Below are 20,655 nucleotides of genomic sequence, written 5' to 3'. Positions count from 1 at the left end.
CAATCATGAAAAAGTATATCATTTTAATACTGTTGAATTGTGTGGCATTTACCGCCTGCGATTCTGATAAGGACCGTATCCTGTTTGATCCGGATAACGGTCAGACCCTACTCAGTTTTGCGAATTCTACTGTGGAACTCGCCATTCTGATCAACGATTCTGGAACGGCAGAAGTGGTGGTGAACAGTTCCACCCGTGCCCCTATGGATCGAAACTTTAATTTGTCTATAAGCGCACCAGCCGAACTGGGTGCAGAATACTATAATATCCCGAGTAGTTTCACCATTCCCGCAAATGCCTATCAAGGGAGTTTTACCATCTCTGGAATAGACCCTTTGGGAGAACAGATTCCTACAGAAGAGGTAATTGTGAACATTGAAGCATCTGGTGAGGTAGTTGTTGCTAGTTCACTAACAATCAGGATATTCATTACTTGTCCAGTAGAGCCAGGCGCATTTACTGGAGACTATTTAGTGGAACAAGTGACACCGACCATATTTGGCTTGGATACTTTTGATCCAGATGGAGGTGGCGTGGTGTTAACGCTCTTTGATCAAACCACTTCTGAAGCCGCCTTAGGAGTGACTTTGACAGGCCCGAACCAACGTGTTTTTGAAGCCTTTTATGTAGCCTCTGTTGGTTTGGATAACCTCACTACATATGTCATGGATTTTGTCTGTGAGGAGGTGATCTTTGCCGATGAGCAATTCACCTTTACTGCTTGCGGCGGCAACTCCATATTCTTGGGCCCAGGAGTGGGAGGAAATGGAATGTATATTTCTGGAGATGACAGCAGTTTTACCTTAACCTTTCAGGATGATATTACCGATGCCTGTGGAGAAGGTTCTCCTGATGTGACCCTCCAGTGGACCAAACAATGATACTTTTTTTCAATTTTTTTGAATCAAGGTTGGTTAGCGAAACCCGGGGCTTCGGCTCTGGGTTTCAATTTTTATCCGCGGAGTATGGCTAGGGTATGACAGGCTGCAATGGCAGCGGTCTCCGTGCGTAAGCGTTGGGTTCCTAAAGATACCGGTACAAAACCGGCCTCAGTAGCAAAGGCGATCTCTTCTGTGCTAAAGTCGCCTTCGGGGCCAATAAGGATCAAGACATCAATTTGTTGCTGCTCGCTATTGACCAGATCTTTAAACGGTTCTTTAGCGCCATCTTCGCAATGCGCAATGGCTTTAAGGCCTTTAAGCTTGGCTTGGTAACTGACAAAGTCTTTGAAAGCGGTAAGCTCATTAAGCTCCGGTAAATTGGTTTGCAGCGATTGTTTCATGGCACTGACCACGATCTTGTTGTAGCGTTCCCAGTTGATCTGCTTGCGTTCACTGTGATCACAAAGCAATGGCGTAATGGTACTAATCCCAAGTTCTGTAGCCTTTTCTAAGAACCATTCAAATCGATCGTTAGATTTGGTCGGAGCCACCGCCATATGCAGGCGGTAGGGCAGTACAGGGAGTTTTTCTACTTGGGTAATGAAGGCTTCACAGTGCTTGGGTTCTACCAAACCTAATTCGCCAGTAAACAACAAGCCTTTACCATTGGTGATGTGGATCACATCTCCTGTGGATTTCCTTAAAACTCGGGTTATATGGCGACTCTCGTCTTTGTCAAACCCAACGCTGGTGCTGTTGGAATCAAGATCGGGTTGGAAGAACAATTGCATTTAGTAAAGGTATAAAAAGACTTAAATTTCAGCAGGACGGGTAAAAGGCATTCGTGCTTTGGCGTGCAGTTCGTACCCGGCAAAGTTCTCGCGTTCGTATTTGAGTTGACCCACCATGGCAATCATACCCGCATTGTCCGTACAAAACTGAAAGGGAGGGATAAAAGTGTCCCAGCCCAAGTCCGTCTTGGCATCAACCATAGCCTGACGAATACTGCTGTTTGCAGAAACTCCTCCGCCAATAGCCACTCGATTCACACCCGTGTCTCGCACGGCGTTTTTGATTTTATCCATGATATAATCCACAATAGTGAATTGGACACTCGCGCAGATATCTTTAATGTTCTCCTCAATAAAATTAGGGTTTTGCGCGGTATTCTTCTGTACAAAATATAAGACGGCTGTCTTTAGGCCACTAAAGCTAAATTCATAAGGTCCAACCTTGGGTTTTGGAAAGGGAAAAGCCTTGGGATTCCCTTGCTGAGCCAGTTTGTCAAATAGCGGGCCTCCGGGATAAGGCAGGCCTAAGATCTTCCCAGACTTATCAAAACATTCGCCAACGGCATCATCTATAGTTTCTCCCAATAGTTCCATATCAAAGTAATCGTGAACTAACACCAGCTGCGTGTGTCCTCCGCTTATGGTCAAAGCGATAAAAGGAAACTCTGGAGGCTTTTGCCCTTCAACATCAATGAAGTGGGCTAAAATGTGTGCGCGCATGTGATGTACGTCAATGAGCGGGATGTTCAATCCCATGGCCAGAGACTTGGCAAATGAGGTGCCGACAAGCAAGGATCCCATCAGTCCAGGTCCGCTGGTAAAAGCTATGGCGCTTAGGTCTTTTTTTTCGATATTTGCTTGAACCAAGGCCTGATGTACCACCGGAACTATATTTTGCTGATGCGCTCTCGAGGCAAGCTCGGGAACCACCCCGCCATACTGCTCGTGAATTTTCTGGGTAGCAACAACATTCGAAAGCATTTTCCCGTTTGCAATGACAGCAGCACTGGTGTCATCGCAAGAGGACTCTATTCCCAAGATATAAGTAGGCTTTGCCATAATACGTGGTACGTTTATTGATTACAAAATTACGACTTTGAGCGCTCTGAAAAAATACCGAAAACGTTTCCTGCGGATCTTATTGATCCTGCTGTTGTTTTTGGTGTCTTTGATCATCTTGATCTCCTTGCCGCCTGTTCAGACCGCAATCGCTCAAAAACTCACCAAATCCATCAATGAAGACTTCAATACTAACATCAGTATAGAGCGGGTAGGACTGGGCTGGAACGGTGATGTGGTGCTCAAAGAATTGATGATCAAAGACCATCACGAGGACACCTTGATCTTTACGGAGAAGCTCTCAGCATCTATCTTGAGTTTTAAAAGTCTGTATGAAGGCAATCCAGATTTGGGTCATGTGGACTTTGCAGGCCTGAACTTTTACCTCACTACTTATGAGGGAGAAGAAGATGATAACCTCACGGTCTTTATAGAAAAATTCGAAAGCGACAATCCGCCCAGTGGAGAGCCCTTTGTGCTCTTGGCCAGTGAGGTCAATATGGAAGAGACCCATATTCGTATTCGTGATGAAAATCAAGAATTGGTCTTGATGTTTGATTTTCGCGATTTCATTCTAAACGCTAAAGACTTAAAGATCAACGACGATATTGTAAGCCTTTGGGTAGAACATATTTATTTCAACGAACGCAACGGAGTTTGTGTGAACCATATGAGTGGACATTACACCTATGGGCCAGAACATATGGAGATTAAAGACCTGCTTTTGCAGACGGGTTATTCTAATATCTCAGCTTCGGTTATGTTGGACTATCCGGACAAGCTGGGTGATTTCATCAACAAAGTAAAGATCACAGCAAACTTTGAGCCTTCCGCTTTAAGCACCAACGATCTCCGCGCCTTTTACGATGAATTTGGGCGCAATGAAACTTTGATTGTTTCTGGGGAATTTGAAGGGGTACTCAACGATTTTGTCTTCATTACCAACAACACCCGTTTTCGTTCAACGCGTTTGAGAGGTCGTTATCACGGCGTGAATTTACTCAGCACGGAGAAAGGATTTAGCATTGACTCTAAGAATCATCGTATTTCTACTAGTTATACAGACCTCAAACGTTTACTACCCAACACTTTTGCCGATCTTCCTCAAGAACTGCAGAGTTTGGGAGTTTTTGATGTCAACGGAAGCTCCACAGTTACAGGCACTACGCTGGACTCTGATGTTTATATCGCTACTGGCTTAGGTGATCTGCAAACCGTTTTTGAAATGGGGCAGATCAATGAGATTGAGAATGCCACTTATAAAGGTTTTCTGCGGATGGACCAATTCAATTTGGGCACCTTTGTTGGGACCTCAAGTATTGGCAGTGTTGACGGCTCCTTAGATTTTGATGGCCAAGGATTTAATGTGGAAACGGTAAAATCCAGTATCTCAGGCCGTCTCAATGTTTTGGAGATCATGGATTATCCCTACCGAGGCGTTTCGGTCTCTGGAACCCTTCAAAAGCCAGAATTCAATGGAGCCTTTACGATAAACGATCCAAACTTGCAGATGGATTTTGAAGGCTTGATCGATGTTTCTGCCGCCATCAACCGTTATGATTTTACTGCGGATGTGGAATATGCGGATCTGAATAAACTCAACCTGATCAAGCGGGATTCCATCAGTATTTTCTCTGGAGAGATCCTTATGGATATGACAGGGACCAATGTGGATGACGCCGTGGGAATGATCGAGTTTAAAGAGACCATTTATCAGAACTTGGAGGATTACTATTATTTTGACGACCTGATCGTCCAAGCAGGAAATGTAGGAGAAGAGCGCGAGATCAAAGTGGTTTCTCCTGATGTGATCAACGGCCGTTTGATCGGGAAGTTCAATATCATGGACCTGCCGTATTTGTTTAGAAATGGGGTCGGGAGTATCTATGCGAACTATCAGCCTATAGAGGTAACCACCAATCAGTACTTAGACTATGAATTTGAAGTCTTCAGTAAAATTGTGGATGTTTTTGTGCCAGAGATAAAATTGGGAGAAAATTCTAAAGTGACGGGTTCTGTTTCGTCTGATGAGTCTGAGTTCAAACTCAACTTCAATTCACCAGAGATAGGGGTATATGGCAATTACCTCGGAAAGGTAAATCTGCGGGTTGATAATGACAATCCGCTGTTTAACACCTATATTCAAGTAGATTCTGTGGATATGGGCTTTTATGACCTTAAGGACATGGAGCTGATCAATTTCACCCTTAAGGACACCCTATTTATTCGTTCGGAGTTCACGGGAGGCTTTGACAACAAAGACAAATACAACCTTTCCTTATATCACACTATCAATCCAGACGGAAAGTCTGTAGTTGGTATTAAGCGCTCTACCGTTGAGTTTAAGGAGAATGTCTGGTACATAAATCGCAACAACAACAGACGTAATAAGATCGTCTTTGACAACAACTTTAGAGATGTAAATATTGATTCCTTAGTGATGAATCACGACAATGAATACATTGAGATGGCTGGCTTTTTACGCGGCAGTGATTACAAGGACTTCGAGCTGAACTTTACGGATGTTGATATTGGCAATATAACGCCTGTGGTAGAGAATTTAGACCTGCACGGTATTGTCAATGGCCGTTTAAACTTTTTACAAAGAGAGGGTCTGTATTATCCGGACTCCAACGTGCAGATCTCAGATGTAAACATCAATGAGGTGTATTACGGTGATCTGCTGCTCAAAGTCTCCGGAAACCAAGATCTTTCCCAGTACGATGTCAATATAGCTTTGACCAGTGGTAATTTCAAGGCCATATCCGCAGTAGGAAGTATTGACCTGAGACCCAAAGAGCCTCAAATTGATCTGGATGTGAATTTGGATCGATTGAATCTAAGCGCCTTAACTCCGTTTGGAACAGATGTCATAACAGACATTCGCGGTTTTGCCAGCGGAAATGCTCAAGTGAGTGGTAGTTATAAAAAACCCGATGTCAATGGTAAGATCACCTTAGATGCTTCTGGCTTGACCATTCCGGTGTTGAATGTAGATTACGCCTTTGCAGACGCCTCAGAGCTCTTTATAAATGGCAGCCGATGGGATCTGGGGAATATTCCGTTTACCGATACTAAATACGACTCAGGAGGTATATTGTCGGGCTATGTTTCACACCAAAACTTCCAAACCTGGAACCTTAACCTCAAGGTCATCACAGATAATCTGCTTGTTTTAGACACTCCATTTGAAGAGGATGCGCTTTACTACGGAACAGCCTTTGTCAGCGGAGAAACGGATATCTACGGGCCTACAGATGCCTTGACCATAGACGTTTTGGCTACTACGGAACCCAATACTGTATTTAATATTCCTCTGAGTGACGTGGAAGCTCTGGGTGAAGAAGGCTACATCCGCTTCTTATCGCCAGAAGAGAAGGCGGCTCGTCTAAGAGGAGAGATCATAGAGCAGGAAAAGATAACGGGCTTGGAAATGAATTTTGACTTGGATATCAATTCCAATGCCTTGGTGGAAGTAGTGATTGACCAAAAGAGCGGCTCCAGACTTCGAGGTCGTGGAGCGGGATTGATCTTGGTAGAGCTCAATACGTTAGGAAAATTCAATATGTGGGGTGAATTCCGCGTGATAGAAGGGAAGTACGATTTCAAGTATCAAAACATCATCTCCAAAACCATTGATGTGGATGATGATGGCCTTATTTCCTGGAATGGAGATCCCACACGTGCCAACCTCAATATTAAAGCGCGCTATAAAACCACAGCAAATCCTTCAGTGCTGCTAGACAATCCGGGCGCTAACAGAAAGATCAATGTAGACGCGGTTGTAGCACTGAGCGGGGAAATCTTAAAGCCAGAGCTGGATTTCTTTGTGGAATTCCCAAGAGCCAACAACGTAGTGGCAGATGAACTTGCAGATAAGCTCCGCTCCAAAGAACAACGGGAACAACAGGCTATTTTCTTATTAGCCATTGATCAGTTCCAAGATACCGCAGGTGGTTTTGATAATCCTGTGGGAAGCGTGGTATCTCAAGCTGTGGGATCAGTTTTGAATGATCTTTTAAATGATAAAGATTCCAAACTGAACATTGAGGTAGCCTATGATGTTGGAGATAGACGCCCTGACTTAGACACTGGAGATCGTTTTAGAACCTCTATATCGGCCAATATCACAGACCGTATCATCATTAATGGGGAAGTGGGTATTCCTGTTGGAGGTGTTAACGATACTCAGGTTGCAGGAGATGTGGAGATTCAATGGTTGATCAATGAGGATGGATCGCTGCGGATGAACTTCTTTAACCGTCAGGCGCAGATCCAATTCATTGGAGAGCAGCTCAACTTTGAGCAAGGTGCAGGAATCTCTTATACTGTAGACTTTGACACCTTTAGAGAATTGGTTAAGAAGATCTTTAATAAAGACATCGCTGTAGAAGGGGAGGCACCTCTCAATATCGTACCAGACGATTCAGACCCAGATTTAGGTCCAGTAAACTTCGGAGCAAAGAAGAACAATAACTAGCGCCCAGCAATCATCCCGATCTCAACGTTGACGTACTTAGGCAAGTTCGCCACTTGTACCGTCTCACGTGCTGGTGCGTTCTGCGGGTCAAAATATTCGCCATAAACTGCATTTACTGCAGCAAATTGCTCCATATCGTTCAAGAAAATGGTGGTTTTGATCACATTGTCAAAGTTCATATCCGCAGCAGCGAGTACCGCCTTTAGATTTTCCATGACCTGGCGAGTTTCCTTCTCGATGCTATCCATGACCATTTCACCGGTGACTGAATTTATCGCAATTTGACCGCTGGTGTATAAAAGATCTCCGTAAATAACCGCTTGAGAATAGGGGCCAATAGGAGCCGGAGCATTTGGAGTGTTGATGATTTTTTTAGCCATAGTGTTGCAAATTATAAGCGCTGATCAGGTCGGCGTTGTTTGTCGTATTTGATGTCGCTGAGCACATCCGCAGAGATTCCGATATAGAAATACCAGGAACTTCTGTTGCTAAAAGGTACCCAGGTAAAGTTCATATTCCAACTCTCCAAATCTCGATTGAAGCGGAACTGCGTAAAAGTGAATCCCTTATTGGTAAAATCATATCCTGACGAGGCTCCGACGGACCATCGAGGTGAGAGTTCCACATTACCACTAAACATCAAGGAGTGGGAAGAAATAGTATTCTCCCGCTGCCTATTGGAATAGGTAATGGTATAAGCCAAACGCAAGTCCCAAGGGAAACTGTAGCGGTATCGTTGAAACTCTGTTGGATCTCCTTTATCTTCATCCTGATTGCGATTGCGCGCATTATTTCCAAAGTCGTTGGAATTACCAAAAAGGTCATCCGGACGCCCACCATTTCTAAAGGTTTCATTGTCCAGTCGATCCTCATCCGTTGCACCTCCAGTAAAGAAATCCTTACTGTTAAAGGCGTAATTCATACTCATATTAAAGTCCGTGAGTCTAAACAAACTCCCGCCATTATTGATATTGAGCATATCAATACGCTGGTTGTTATTGTTTAGCGCATAAGGGTCCAAACTTCCTCCAAAGTTGAGGTCTAATTTTGGCAGTACGGGTAAGCTTCCCCTAAAACTGATTGGGGCTAAGTTCAACGAATCCGCCAATAAATTATAGTTGGTGCTGAATGAAAGGTTATTCAGTAAGGTGATCTTTTTAGGTTCTGTGGCCGTAGAGTCTTTATCCCTGACCTTGGCCTCAATAGTATTACTTACGGTCAGACCTATGTTACTGGCCGCATTGAGACTTGGAGCTCCGTACAAAGTGTTTTCAAATCGAGAATACTGAATCACTTCTTCCATATCTGGAGTTCCAGCCACTTGGGCAGTGTATTCGTCATAGAATTGCTCAAAACTCGGAGTGTTGCTGAAACTAATGGAAGGCCTCAAAACATGCCTAATGGCTTGTATTTTCCTTGTTGTTGAGTCTTTTTTAAGCCCCATGGGGAAATTACCGTAGATGGTTGTTCCTAAACTTGCAGAGAAGTTATAAGTACGGTAAGAGTCAAAGCCGCGAACCGTATCAACGGCGACGCCCCCCGCGCCTTCATTAAGCTCTGGATCAAAGCTTTGTTCAAAAGTCTTGAACACCCAGGTTTCTTGATAATTAGCGCTTACTGAGGCGCTGAGGTAATTCAGAACCTTAAAGTTTGTGGTGATCGGTATGGTGTGTCGAGCACCTAAACGCGCATCTCTAAACATCTCCGGTCTAAAGAACAAACTGTCCGTGGTATTATACTGATTAATCGCCTGCACATCATACTGCAGGTTAATGTTTTGAATGATTCCCTTTTTACTCCCTGACTTAGGAGCAAAGGGGAATATACGGGAAACGTTCCCTGTAAAGGTGGGCAGGGTCATGGAGATCTGCTCACTCTGGGAGTTTTGTGTATGCGTCGCCGTTAAGGCTAAATTGATCTGCGGATTCCCTTGAAAAACCTTCGTATAAGAAACCGATGACGACAGGTTGTTGTTCAAAAAGTTGGCCGTGTTGTTCTGGTTTACCGATTGTCGGTAGAACTGCGAACTACCTAAGTTCACCGAAGCAGAAAAACGGGAGTTCGGATTGGCCTTAGTATCCTGAGAGTGGTTCCAACGCAGGTTGTAAATGGTTTGCTGCGCAAAGTCCGGAAATCCACGTTCACTGGTCAGGTTATTCTCAAATCGGAAACTCAAGTTACCATTGAATTTATAACGCACTCGGTAGGCGCTTTCTACCCGGACCCCATAACTACCGTTGGTAAAATAGTCTCCCATTACGGTGAGATCTGCATAATCGGCAATGGGAATATAATATCCGAAGTTCTGAAAGAAAAACCCTCGATCATTATCCTCACCAATCAGTGGTAGGATAAAACCGGATTTTCGGTCCTCAGTCAGTGGAAAGAAGGCAAAAGGCAAGCCAATAGGCGTCGGCACATCTGCGATGTACATATTGGTCAAGCCAGTAACGATCTTCTTCTTTGGTACGAATTTTACTTTGCGCGCATAGAAATAGTATTCCGGGTCGTCAACATTCTCAGAAGTGGTAAAGCGTACATTGCTCATATATACCACGGAGTCATTTACTTTCTTGGCAACTTCCCCGCGAACTCGAAAACCATTTTGAACGGTTCTGGAGTTGTATATAAGCGCTTTTTGGGTGTCAAAATTAAAGATGATGGAATCCGGTTCCACCTCGCTCTGTCCTTGAGTAAAGACAGGCATTTGCGTATACGTGCCTGCTGTATCAACAATACCCTTGGCGGTTACTTCATTCTTATTGTAATCCAGGACAATGATTCCGGCCTCGATCTTCATGTCCTGATAGGTCACAAAGGCTTCATTGTAGAGGTAAACTTTGTTTTCCCGACGGTTGATAAAAACGTAATCCTTTCCAAAGTAATCGACCACATCGGTGATGACTTCTTGATCGGGAACCAAGCTGTCTCCGCTTATGCTGTCGCGTTGTGCTATATTGACCGGTTGGGTGAACAAGCTGTCCATAGCGACCCTCGCGGTATCTCTACTGGCTCTTGGAATGACTACAGAAGTAGAATCAGGAAGGTCTTGAGCCGCAGCATCTGTTGGGGCGAGGATCACCAACAACAGACCGATCACCAAAAGCAGTCGCTTGGTGAAAAGGGGTAATGCAGTATTATTTTTAAAAATGTGGCTCAATTTTTGACGTCTCAAAATTACATTAATTTTTTAGGCAGCCTTTTAAAAATGCCCTAAATTCAAACCTGTAAGGAGGCGGTGGTTCTTTAGCCGCTTCGAACCTATAAAAAACAGACGCAACTTTACGTGAAAAGCTGCGTTATTAACAGAAAGATTAACGATTTGCGTAGAATAGTTTTAACATTTGTAATACTCTTTATCAGCGCCCTGGGATTGCAATCTTTTGAGAATCCGGTATGGTCTGATGAATTTGTGGTGGTTTTGGATGCAGGTCACGGCGGTAAAGACAGTGGGAAATACTACAATGGACTTAAAGAAAGCGATATTGCCCTTGCAATTACCTTAAAGATTGGAGCTCACTTAGAGAAACAGCCCAAAGTAAAGGTGATTTACACCAGAGATACGGATGTTTTTGTCAATCTCTATGAGCGTGGAGCTATAGCCAACAGAGCAGATGCTGATTTGTTTGTATCCATTCACTGCAACGCGCATACTTCACAGGCGCACGGTGCCGAGACATTTGTTTTAGGATTACATGCTAATAAGCAAAACCTCGAAGTTGCCAAAAAGGAGAATGAAGTGATCTTTTTAGAAGAAGACTATGAAGAGAATTACGCCGGATACGATCCAAACTCACCGGAATCCTTTATTGGTCTGACCTTAATGCAGGAAGAGTATTTGGATCAAAGCATCATGCTGGCTAGTTTGGTTCAAAACAATTTAGTGAACCAATTAGGCCGTAAAGACCGCAGTGTAAAACAAGCTGGTTTCATCGTTCTACACCAAAGCTATATGCCCAGTGTGTTGATTGAAACAGGTTTCATTACCAACAAACAAGAGGGAGCTTATTTGAACTCCAATAAAGGAAAGACAGAAATGGCCAAGTCCATTAGCGAAGCTATCATGTCTTACAAGAAGAGTATTCTACTCGCTACACAGGACAGTCAAGATCCAGAGATCACTGAAAAAGAAATCGAAACCGCCATTGCGACCACGGAAGAAAACATCTATGATGGTGTGACCTTTAAGGTACAGTTGGCGGCCAGTAGCAAAGAACTTGAATTACAGCCGTATAACTTTAAAGGCTTACGCGAATTGAGTCGCAGTAAAGAAGGGAATTTGTACAAATATTACTACGGAGAAACCTCGGATTACAACAAGATTCTGCTCATGAAAGCCTTTGCCCAAGAGAAGGGCTATGCTTCATGCTACATCGTAGCGTTTAAGGATGGGAAAAAGCAAAAACTCTCCACGATTATTAAATCCAATTAGCCCCTAGCGGTTTTGAATTTATTTCTACCTTTGTTTAAACCCAAAAAACGCACTTTTTGAAACTTTCCAGAGAACTAAAAACAGGTATACTTGCCGTAGTATTTTTGCTATTGGCATTCTTTGGGTTTAACTACCTTAAAGGCTCGAATCTACTAGAGAATGAACGTATCTTTTATGCTACCTATCCGCATGTAGGAGGTTTGGCCGTTTCTGCGCCAGTATCTATCAATGGTTTGGATGTTGGAAAAGTGCTGGATATTCAACTTCAAGGCGAGCAGGGAGAGTTGTTGGTCAAATTCTCTGTAGCTACAGATTTTGAGTTTTCTAATAAGAGTGTGGCGAAGATTTTTAGCGGCGGACTGATCGGTGGACGTTCCTTAGCGATCATTCCTGATTTTTCTGATGCACCATTGGCCAAAAGTGGTGATATGTTGGACGGCGAGTTGGAACAAGGCATGATGGACGCGGTTTCCGATAGACTTTTGCCAATCGAGCAAAAAGTGAATTTCAGTTTGGAGCAATTGGATACCATTCTCGTTGGACTCAACAATGTATTGGATGCCAATGGTCAACGCGCTTTGCAAGAGACGCTACAAAAACTCAATGCCACTGCGAGTTCTTTCCAGAGCGCTTCTGCGGAACTCAACGGCATGATCAAGGAAAATCGCGCCAAATTGGATCGCACCTTTACGAACTTAGACAAAACAGCAGCCAATGTGGCTGTTCTTTCTGATTCTCTGGCCAAGTTGGAGATCAACCGCATGGTGCTAACCCTAGAAGAGACCATCAATGACGTAAACGGTATTATGGCTGCCATTGAAAATGGTGAGGGTAGCATGGGTAAACTCTTAAAAGACGACGAACTATACAACAATCTGGCAGGAGCTTCCGGGCAACTGGAGCAATTGCTGGAGGATATGAAACTCAATCCGAAGCGCTATGTGCACTTCTCTTTGTTTGGAAAGCGTGCGAAACAGTACGAACCTGCGGAGGAGGAGCCAGACGACAACTAACTTATGGAATACCTACCTAACATTCTCTTTGTGATTGCCCTTGTTTTGGGCATTGGCTATTTTACGCTGAACATTCGTAAAGTTATTCGCAACATTAAATTGGGGCGAGAAGTTGACTACGGAGATCACAATAAAGAGCGTTGGGGGAATATGGCCCGAATTGCCATGGGGCAATCTAAAATGGTGGTAAGACCTGTCGCAGGTTTGTTGCACTTTGTGGTTTATATAGGATTTGTGGTGATCAATATTGAAGTCTTGGAGATCATCATTGACGGAATTTTCGGAACCCACCGAATCTTTGCCTTTCTAGGCGGTTTATACGACTTTTTGATTGGAACCTTTGAAATCCTTGCCTTGTTGGTATTGGTTGGAGTGATCGTTTTTTGGATCCGCAGAAATGTTCAGCGCATCAAACGCTTTATGAGCCCAGAGATGAAGGGCTGGCCAAAGAATGATGCCAACATCATCTTATATTTTGAGGTAGTGCTAATGGTTTTGTTTTTGACCATGAATGCTGCGGACCTGAACTTACAACAACTAGGTGCTGCGCATTATACAGCAGCAGGAAGCTATCCGGTAAGTAGTTTTATTGCTCCGCTTTTTGAGGGCATGAGTGAATCCAGTCTGATCTTGTTAGAGCGCACAGCTTGGTGGTTGCACATCATCGGGATTCTGATATTCTTAAATTATCTGTACTTCTCTAAGCACCTACACATTTTATTGGCTTTCCCGAATACCTTCTACGGAAAAGTAACTCCCAAAGGGCAATTTGCCAATTTAGAGGCCGTCACCAATGAGGTGAAACTTATGATGGATCCCAACGCAGATCCTTTTGCTGCACCAGATCCTGGAGCCGAGGAGGAGACACCTGCTAAATTTGGAGCCAGCGATGTGATGGATCTTTCACGTACACAATTGCTCAACGCATACACTTGTACGGAGTGTGGTCGTTGTACCAGTGAGTGTCCGGCTAATCAAACGGGAAAAAAATTATCACCTCGTAAGATCATGATGGATACTCGTGATCGTTTGCAAGAGGTAGGGAAGAATATTGATAAGAACGGTTCGTTCCAGGAAGATGGCAAACAACTTCTTGGAGATTATATTACGCATGAGGAGATTTGGGCCTGTACTACCTGTAATGCCTGTGTAGAGGCATGTCCGGTGAGTATTGACCCACTGTCGATCATTATGGACATGCGTCAATATTTGGTTATGGAACAATCCGCAGCGAGCAATGAGCTCAACGGAGCCATGACCAATATTGAAAACAACGGTGCTCCATGGCCGTATAACCAAATGGACCGACTAAACTGGGTGAATGAATAAATGGTTGCTCACACTACTTTTTGTCTGTATTGGGGCTTTGGCCTATTCCCAAAGTTACCGCAAGGATTCCCTACAGATCAAAGTGTACACAGTGATCAATTACAAAGGCAGTCATCCGCAAAAAATAGACGTTACTAAAGTATTTTGCGATTATTGCAACGAGCAGCAGGTAGACGTCATTAAAAAACAAGCTTGGAGCATGACCTATGACCAACGTTATGCGCCAGAAAACAGAATAGAGGAAGGCGAGCGCCGTTTGGCCTTGTTTATCCGGATAGCTAAAAAGGATTTCACAAAACTAAACAATGAAGAAGGAAGACGTAGATAAATTACTTCAACAAAAAGTAGATGCAGGAGAACATGTAAGCCCGATCCTGCCAGAAGGAATTAAAAACTATTTGATCGATATAGATGGAACCATCACCGAGGATGTTCCCAATGAGGAGCCCGAACGTATGGAAACCTGTGAGCCATTCCCGGATGCCTTAGAAACACTGAATAAATGGTACGATCAAGGTCATATCATTTGTTTTTTCACTTCCAGAACTGAGGAGCATCGGGAAGTCACGGAGCGTTGGCTCAACAAACACGGCTTTAAGTTCCACAGCCTATTGATGGGCAAACCTAGAGGAGGAAATTACCACTGGATTGACAATCACTTGGTAAAAGCTACCCGCTATAAAGGGAAATTCACCGATCTAGTAGAAAAAGACGTAACCATTCAGGTATTTAAAGAATAATTATGAGCGAAACCTTAAAAGTTCCAACTATGGCCCAAATGATGGCCGAAGGTAAAACGCCTGAGGTGCTGTTTTGGGTAGGCTGTGCAGGTAGCTTTGATGATCGCGCTAAAAAGATCACCAAGGCCTTTGTAAAGCTCTTGAACAATGCCGGAGTTGATTTTGCCGTTTTAGGAACAGAAGAAAGTTGCACAGGAGATCCTGCTAAACGTGCAGGAAATGAATTCTTGTTTCAGATGCAAGCCATGACCAATATTGAAGTTATGAACGCTTATGAAATTAAGAAGGTCGTCACCGCCTGCCCGCACTGCTTTAATACTATAAAAAATGAGTATCCTGGGTTAGGAGGAAACTATGAGGTGATGCACCACACCCAGTTTTTAAAGTCCTTGCTCAACGAAGGTCGCTTGACGGTTAATGGAGGAACTTATAAGGGAAAGAAGATTACTTTTCACGACCCTTGTTACTTGGGTCGCGCTAATGCGATTTACGAGGCGCCACGTGATCTCCTGAAAAAACTAGAAGTAGAGCTCGTGGAAATGAAGCGCTGTAAGAGTCGTGGTTTGTGTTGTGGAGCTGGAGGAGGGCAGATGTTCAAAGAGCCAGAACCGGGCTCCAAAGACATCAATATTGAACGCACTGAGGAGGCCTTGGAGACCAAGCCAGAAATTATAGCAGCAGGTTGTCCTTTCTGTAACACCATGATGACAGATGGAGTTAAGAATGCAGAAAAGGAAGACAGCGTTCAAGTAATGGATGTGGCAGAGATGATCGCTAACGCCCAAGATTTATAAGATGCTAGTACCTTTTGATTCACTGCCGGATGGGGCGCGTATCTGGATCTATCAAGCGGATCGTAAAATGTCTGAAGATGAGATCGGCACGATCTTACCGAAATTGGAAGAGTTTTTGACCCAGTGGACTGCTCATGGTGCCAATTTAAAAGCAGCTTTCCAAATGCGATACCAAAGATTCATCGTTATTGCTTTAGATGAATCTCAAGCGGCAGCCTCTGGTTGTAGTATCGATGCTTCCGTACATTTCATTCAAGGTTTAGAACAACAAATGGGCTTGAGTTTGCTAGATAAACTCAACGTCACTTATTATAACGGGCCACACATTGCCCACAAGTCCTTATCCGATTTTAAGAAAATGGCTAAGAATAAATCAGTTTCAAAGAATACCATTGTATTCAATAATTTGGTCAATACTAAAGGAGAATTTGAAGAATATTGGGAAGTTCCAGCAAAAGACAGCTGGCACGCCAGATTCTTAGCATAGTTTTTGATCTGCGTTACTTTATGAAGAAAGTTCTTGTCGTCATATTGGGGTTGATAGCAAGCGTGACTAATGCGCAGCAGATCGATCCGCTCTTACAAACCTCCGGAGACCAATTGGCTCAAATTGCTTGGGTGGATTCCATATACAACAGCATGTCGCTTCAAGAAAAGGTAGGGCAGCTCTTTATGGTGGATGTGTTCTCTCAAGATCCCAAAAGTAAAACAGACAAGGTCAAAGATCTGATTCGCAACTATCACTTAGGTGGCGTAATCTTTTCTAAAGGAGGCCCGTACCGACAAGCCAAACTCAACAACGAATTTCAAGAACTCTCCAAAGTACCACTACTAGTAGGTATGGATGCGGAATGGGGACTGGCCATGCGATTGGACAGTACCTATGCCTATCCTTGGAATATGACCATGGGAGCCGTTCAAAACGATTCCCTTATTCGTGAGGCGGGACGTAGAATAGGTGAGCATTCTAGACGTTTGGGGGTTCATATCAATTTTGCTCCTGTTGTAGATATCAACACCAATCCAAAGAATCCGATCATTGGCAACCGTTCCTTTGGGGAATCTGCTACCAATGTGACTAACAAGGCCAGCGCCTTCTTCCAGGGCATGCAAGATGCCGGGGTTTTGGCCAACGCCAAGCACTTTCCCGGGCATGGAGATACAGATGTAGACTCTCATGAGACCTTACCGACCATAGGTTTTGATAAGGCGCGGCTAGACAGTTTAGAACTCAGTCCTTATAAGCGATTGATCCGTGAGGGAATTGCCAGTGTTATGGTAGCGCACCTCAATGTTCCAGCCTTGGAGACCAAGGATGGCTATCCTTCTTCCATATCTACCAATATAGTCACCAATCTACTCAAAGGAGAACTCGGTTTTAATGGATTGATCTTTACGGATGCCTTGAATATGAAAGGCGCCTCCAATTTCAGTGATCCGGGTGAGATTGATTTGGCAGCCTTTATGGCGGGGAATGACATACTACTTATTTCAGAAGATGTTCCAAAGGCCCACGCTCGTATTATAGCGGCGTATCGCGCTGGAGACATTTCGGAAGAACGTTTGGCGCTTTCCGTTAAAAAGATCTTGAAGGCCAAATATTGGGTCGGTCTGAATAATTATCAACCGGTTAATGAAGAAAATTTATTTAAGGACCTCAATGCACCAGAGGACGAAGCTTTGAACGAACTCTTGCTTGAACGTGCCTTAACTGTTGTTAAAAATGACTCCGCTTTGGTTCCCATCAAGGAGTTGAAGGATCAGCGTATAGCTTATGTGAACTTCGGAGATGCTTCAGGCTCGGCCTTTTATGAGCAGCTCAAAAAATACACAGCGGTGGATTGGGTTAAGGCAAATTCGCTGGAACAACTCTTGACGCGTTTGAAAAAGTACGACCGTGTGATCATCGGATTCCACAAAAGCAATGATAATCCTTGGAAGTCTTATAAAATGGCTGATAAGGAAGCTGTTTGGTTGTATGAGATCGCTCGTCAGAATAAGGTAATACTCAATGTATTCACCAGCCCTTATGCACTTTTGGATTTGGAGACATTGACCAACTTTGAGACGGTTATGGTCTCTTATCAAAATAGTGAAGTAGCCCAGCAACTGGCCGCACAGGCCATATTCGGTGCTCGTGCTGCACAAGGACGCCTCCCGGTAGGTATAGGTGCAGATTACCCAGTTGATACTGGAGTAGATACGGAAGCCATCGGAAGATTACAATACGGAGCGGCGGGTTCTGTGGGTTTGGATCCAGAGCTGCTAAAAAAAATTGATACCTTGACCAGAAACGGGGTTTGGGCCGGTATGATGCCTGGGGCTCAAGTTCTCGTTGCACGTAAAGGGAAAGTGGTGTATCAGCAGTCCTTTGGTTATCACACTCCTGATAAAAAACGACGTGTCAAGTCCGACGATATCTACGATCTGGCCTCTTTGACCAAGATCTTGGCAACTCTGCCTATGGTCATGCAGCTTTATGATCGAGGGGTTTTGGGGATGGAAACCGAAATTCAAGAAATGCTGCCCGATTGGAGTCGATCTAACAAGGCCACCATTACTTTGAAAAAGATGTTGACCCATACTGGGCGCTTGCGTGCTTGGATACCTTTTTATACCCAAACCTTAGACACGGTAATGGATGGCCCGTCAGAACTGTATTATCGCGCCACTCCAAACGATACGTTTAGCGTCAAAGTAGCCAACGAGCTTTATATGCGGGAAGACTATAGGGATTCTATCTATGAAGCCATCAAAGAGAGTGAGCTACGCAGTAGAAAGGGGTATAAGTACAGTGACTTGCCTTTTTATATCCTAAGAAAGTATTTGGAGGAATTTTACGGCAACCCTCTAGAAGATCTTGTACAACGAGATCTTTATGGGCCTTTGGGTGCAAACTTAACCGGATATAAGCCTTTGGGACGTTATTCTGAAAAGCGTATTCCACCTACGGAAGACGATTACTACTTCCGCATGCAAGCCGTAAAAGGTTATGTACACGATCAAGGTGCAGCCATGTTGGGAGGGGTAAGTGGTCATGCTGGACTTTTTGCGAACGCTAATGACGTTGCCAAGATTATGCAAATGTATCTCTGGAACGGTAATTATGGCGGACAGCAGTTTTTCAAAAAAAGTACTCTGGATGACTTTAATACTTGTTATTTCTGTGAAGATGACGTCCGTCGTGGTGTTGGTTTTGACAAGCCACAATTGGGCGATGTGGGACCAACCTGCGGTTGTGTATCCATGACCAGTTTTGGGCATTCAGGTTTTACGGGAACGTTCACCTGGGCAGACCCAGAAGAAGAGATCGTATATGTCTTCCTTTCCAACAGAACTTATCCAACAGCTGATAACAGAATGTTGATCAGTAGTGATTTGCGTTCACGAATCCAACAGGCCATCTACGACGCGATAATTCGTGAATAAGTGGCGGGCTGTTAAATATTCCTTATTGCCATCTTAGAGTACAAACATTCCTTGTACTTTTACTTCTGAATCATCAAACGAAGCACTTTGAAAATTGCTATTGTATGTTATCCTACATTTGGAGGTAGTGGTGTTGTCGCTACAGAATTAGGTATTGCTCTTGCCGAGCGTGGACATGAGATCCACTTTGTGACTTATCAGCAACCGGTACGCCTGGATTTTCTGGCTAAGAATATCCACTTCCATGAGGTCCATGTTGAGAAATATCCGCTTTTCTTGTATCAGCCTTATGAGTTGGCCTTATCCTCCAAATTGGTGGAGACGGTGAAACAATATGGAATTGAACTCTTGCATGTGCATTACGCCATTCCTCATGCTTATGCGGGATATATGGCTAAAAAGATGCTTGCAGAGGCAGGGATTGATCTGCCTATGGTTACTACACTCCACGGAACCGATATTACGTTGGTAGGAAATCACCCTTCGTTTAAACCGGCGGTTACCTTTAGCATTAATATGAGTGATGTGGTGACCTCAGTTTCTGAGAGTCTCAAGCAAGACACTTTGAGACTTTTTGATATCAAAGTACCTATTGAAGTGGTTCCTAACTTTATTGATGCGGCATCGAAACCGCAAGAGTTCACCGATTGCCAAAGAGAGTTGATGGCAAGTACAGAAGAGCGTATTATTACACACATCAGTAATTTCAGACCCGTAAAACGAATTCAAGATGTAGTTCACGTCTTTGAAGCGATTGCTCAAAAGATTCCAGCTAAGCTGATCATGGTAGGCGAGGGGCCAGAGCGCGCCTATGCGGAACACCGTTGTAAAGAACTTGGTATTTCAGACAAAGTGCGTTTTGTTGGGAATAGCAATGAAATTGATAAGATCTTGTGTTTTAGTGATCTGTTCTTACTGCCTTCTGAAAAAGAGAGTTTTGGTTTGGCTGCCCTTGAGGCTATGTCTGCGGGAGTGCCAGTGATCTCTAGTAATACCGGCGGATTGCCAGAGGTAAATGAACCCGGAGTTTCTGGTTATTTAAGTGAGGTAGGCGCTATTGAAGATATGGCATCAAAAGCCTTGAGTATATTACAAGACGATGCTACTTTGGCACGCTTTAAAGCACAGTCCCGAGAACACGCTAAGTTGTTTGACATTAAAAAAATAGTGCCCCAATATGAGGCACTATATCAAAGCGTTCTAGATACGGCTACTCTTTAGAATTGATAGCGGATACCCAATCCGAGGTCAAAGTCAAAATCGTCATTGAAATCCCCGAATCCAACCTCTGGTCTCACATCTAATGAGATGAGAATTGGAATATCAAAATTGTATTCAATACCTGCATTTCCTGCTAAGAAAGCAAAGGAATCGGTATCATCCATTCCTGGAATGTCAACGTCAATGCTATAAACACCAACACCACCTCCAGCACCTACATACCAATTGAAGTTACCATCTAATGGAAACAACCATTGATGCAATCCGGCCAGTTTAAATCCGTCGTAATTATTACCACTGCGTACGCCTAAGTTGAATTCCAATCGCGTGTCTTCCTGCAAGGCACGTTGATAACTGATCTCAGCGCCAAAACCGTCATCTTCTCCAACGCGAATACCCAAAGCATTCTTTGAAATCTGCTGGGCAGACGCGCTAAAACCGATACTGATCAGGCATAGTAAACAAAATAAGGAGGTTCTCATGTTA

At 43.8% G+C, this 20,655-nt stretch carries 16 protein-coding genes; 11 read left to right on the top strand and 5 right to left on the bottom strand.

Annotation, left to right across the window (positions count from 1 at the left end):
* The first annotated feature begins 5 nt into the window (after positions 1 to 5).
* Complete coding sequence (locus ACSLP7_RS00645; RefSeq protein ID WP_435577517.1) at positions 6 to 881, top strand: hypothetical protein; 876 nt, start codon at positions 6 to 8, stop codon at positions 879 to 881.
* A 71-nt stretch (positions 882 to 952) separates the two neighbouring features.
* Here the strand turns inward: ACSLP7_RS00645 and ACSLP7_RS00640 are convergent, their stop codons facing one another.
* On the bottom strand, positions 953 to 1,672 hold the full coding sequence (locus tag ACSLP7_RS00640) for a 16S rRNA (uracil(1498)-N(3))-methyltransferase (RefSeq protein ID WP_435577516.1): 720 nt from the start codon (positions 1,670 to 1,672) through the stop codon (positions 953 to 955).
* A 21-nt stretch (positions 1,673 to 1,693) separates the two neighbouring features.
* A complete protein-coding gene (tsaD, locus tag ACSLP7_RS00635; RefSeq protein WP_435577515.1) occupies positions 1,694 to 2,731 on the bottom strand; it encodes a tRNA (adenosine(37)-N6)-threonylcarbamoyltransferase complex transferase subunit TsaD in 1,038 nt (345 codons plus the stop codon).
* A gap of 37 nt (positions 2,732 to 2,768) precedes the next feature.
* On the opposite strand from tsaD, the gene ACSLP7_RS00630 reads away from it, so the two are divergent.
* Complete coding sequence (locus ACSLP7_RS00630) at positions 2,769 to 7,211, top strand: translocation/assembly module TamB domain-containing protein (RefSeq protein ID WP_435577514.1); 4,443 nt, start codon at positions 2,769 to 2,771, stop codon at positions 7,209 to 7,211.
* Here ACSLP7_RS00630 and ACSLP7_RS00625 read toward each other — a convergent pair.
* Together ACSLP7_RS00625 and ACSLP7_RS00620 are read right to left on the bottom strand one after the other, a co-directional pair.
* Positions 7,208 to 7,591 (bottom strand): Rid family detoxifying hydrolase, encoded by a 384-nt coding sequence (locus ACSLP7_RS00625; protein WP_435577513.1) that lies wholly within the window; start codon positions 7,589 to 7,591, stop codon positions 7,208 to 7,210. The genes ACSLP7_RS00630 and ACSLP7_RS00625 overlap by 4 nt on opposite strands.
* An 11-nt stretch (positions 7,592 to 7,602) precedes the next feature.
* Positions 7,603 to 10,386: a putative LPS assembly protein LptD gene (locus ACSLP7_RS00620; RefSeq protein WP_435577512.1), complete on the bottom strand. Its 2,784-nt coding sequence runs from the start codon at positions 10,384 to 10,386 to the stop codon at positions 7,603 to 7,605.
* Positions 10,387 to 10,533: 147 nt separating this feature from the next.
* Between ACSLP7_RS00620 and ACSLP7_RS00615 the strand changes: the two genes are divergently transcribed.
* The 9 genes from ACSLP7_RS00615 (at position 10,534) to bshA (ending at position 20,169) form a co-directional block, all read left to right on the top strand.
* Positions 10,534 to 11,643, top strand: a complete 1,110-nt coding sequence (locus ACSLP7_RS00615; RefSeq protein ID WP_435577511.1) for an N-acetylmuramoyl-L-alanine amidase family protein — start codon at positions 10,534 to 10,536, stop codon at positions 11,641 to 11,643.
* A gap of 56 nt (positions 11,644 to 11,699) precedes the next feature.
* Positions 11,700 to 12,656 carry an MlaD family protein gene (locus ACSLP7_RS00610; protein ID WP_435577510.1) on the top strand — a complete coding sequence of 319 codons (957 nt, stop codon included), beginning with the start codon at positions 11,700 to 11,702 and terminating at the stop codon, positions 12,654 to 12,656.
* A 3-nt stretch (positions 12,657 to 12,659) separates the two neighbouring features.
* The gene (locus tag ACSLP7_RS00605; RefSeq protein ID WP_291184999.1) at positions 12,660 to 13,985 is read left to right on the top strand and encodes a (Fe-S)-binding protein; all 1,326 of its coding nucleotides are present in this window, start codon (positions 12,660 to 12,662) and stop codon (positions 13,983 to 13,985) included.
* Positions 13,978 to 14,313 (top strand): hypothetical protein, encoded by a 336-nt coding sequence (locus tag ACSLP7_RS00600; protein WP_435577509.1) that lies wholly within the window; start codon positions 13,978 to 13,980, stop codon positions 14,311 to 14,313. The genes ACSLP7_RS00605 and ACSLP7_RS00600 overlap by 8 nt, the downstream gene beginning before the upstream one ends.
* Complete coding sequence (locus ACSLP7_RS00595; RefSeq protein WP_435577508.1) at positions 14,291 to 14,725, top strand: LNS2 domain-containing protein; 435 nt, start codon at positions 14,291 to 14,293, stop codon at positions 14,723 to 14,725. Before ACSLP7_RS00600 ends, ACSLP7_RS00595 begins: the two co-directional genes overlap by 23 nt.
* Before the next feature lie 2 nt (positions 14,726 to 14,727).
* Complete coding sequence (locus ACSLP7_RS00590) at positions 14,728 to 15,519, top strand: (Fe-S)-binding protein (RefSeq protein WP_435577507.1); 792 nt, start codon at positions 14,728 to 14,730, stop codon at positions 15,517 to 15,519.
* 1 nt (position 15,520) lies between these two features.
* Positions 15,521 to 16,006 (top strand): ABC transporter ATPase, encoded by a 486-nt coding sequence (locus ACSLP7_RS00585; protein WP_435577506.1) that lies wholly within the window; start codon positions 15,521 to 15,523, stop codon positions 16,004 to 16,006.
* Between the two features lie 20 nt (positions 16,007 to 16,026).
* Positions 16,027 to 18,948, top strand: a complete 2,922-nt coding sequence (locus ACSLP7_RS00580) for a glycoside hydrolase family 3 N-terminal domain-containing protein (protein WP_435577505.1) — start codon at positions 16,027 to 16,029, stop codon at positions 18,946 to 18,948.
* 87 nt (positions 18,949 to 19,035) lie between these two features.
* Entirely contained in the window at positions 19,036 to 20,169 is a 1,134-nt protein-coding gene (gene bshA / locus ACSLP7_RS00575; RefSeq protein WP_435577504.1) for an N-acetyl-alpha-D-glucosaminyl L-malate synthase BshA, read from the top strand.
* On the opposite strand, the gene ACSLP7_RS00570 is transcribed toward bshA, so the two are convergent.
* Entirely contained in the window at positions 20,166 to 20,651 is a 486-nt protein-coding gene (locus ACSLP7_RS00570) for a hypothetical protein (RefSeq protein WP_435577503.1), read from the bottom strand. The two genes, bshA and ACSLP7_RS00570, sit on opposite strands and share 4 nt — an antisense overlap.
* Positions 20,652 to 20,655 lie beyond the last annotated feature (4 nt).

The organism is Gilvibacter sp. (genome assembly GCF_965601605.1).
In the GTDB taxonomy this organism is placed as follows: domain Bacteria; phylum Bacteroidota; class Bacteroidia; order Flavobacteriales; family Flavobacteriaceae; genus Gilvibacter.
Note: the sequence above shows the minus strand (reverse complement) of the source record. Positions and strands in the feature narration are given on the sequence as shown.

Coding starts and splice junctions, on each gene's coding strand:
- ACSLP7_RS00645 (WP_435577517.1), top strand. CDS start 6: ATGAAAAAGTATATCATTTTAATACTGTTGAATTGTGTGGCATTTACC.
- ACSLP7_RS00640 (WP_435577516.1), bottom strand. CDS start 1,672: ATGCAATTGTTCTTCCAACCCGATCTTGATTCCAACAGCACCAGCGTT.
- tsaD (WP_435577515.1), bottom strand. CDS start 2,731: ATGGCAAAGCCTACTTATATCTTGGGAATAGAGTCCTCTTGCGATGAC.
- ACSLP7_RS00625 (WP_435577513.1), bottom strand. CDS start 7,591: ATGGCTAAAAAAATCATCAACACTCCAAATGCTCCGGCTCCTATTGGC.
- ACSLP7_RS00605 (WP_291184999.1), top strand. CDS start 12,660: ATGGAATACCTACCTAACATTCTCTTTGTGATTGCCCTTGTTTTGGGC.
- ACSLP7_RS00600 (WP_435577509.1), top strand. CDS start 13,978: ATGAATAAATGGTTGCTCACACTACTTTTTGTCTGTATTGGGGCTTTG.
- ACSLP7_RS00595 (WP_435577508.1), top strand. CDS start 14,291: ATGAAGAAGGAAGACGTAGATAAATTACTTCAACAAAAAGTAGATGCA.
- ACSLP7_RS00590 (WP_435577507.1), top strand. CDS start 14,728: ATGAGCGAAACCTTAAAAGTTCCAACTATGGCCCAAATGATGGCCGAA.
- ACSLP7_RS00585 (WP_435577506.1), top strand. CDS start 15,521: ATGCTAGTACCTTTTGATTCACTGCCGGATGGGGCGCGTATCTGGATC.
- ACSLP7_RS00580 (WP_435577505.1), top strand. CDS start 16,027: ATGAAGAAAGTTCTTGTCGTCATATTGGGGTTGATAGCAAGCGTGACT.
- ACSLP7_RS00570 (WP_435577503.1), bottom strand. CDS start 20,651: ATGAGAACCTCCTTATTTTGTTTACTATGCCTGATCAGTATCGGTTTT.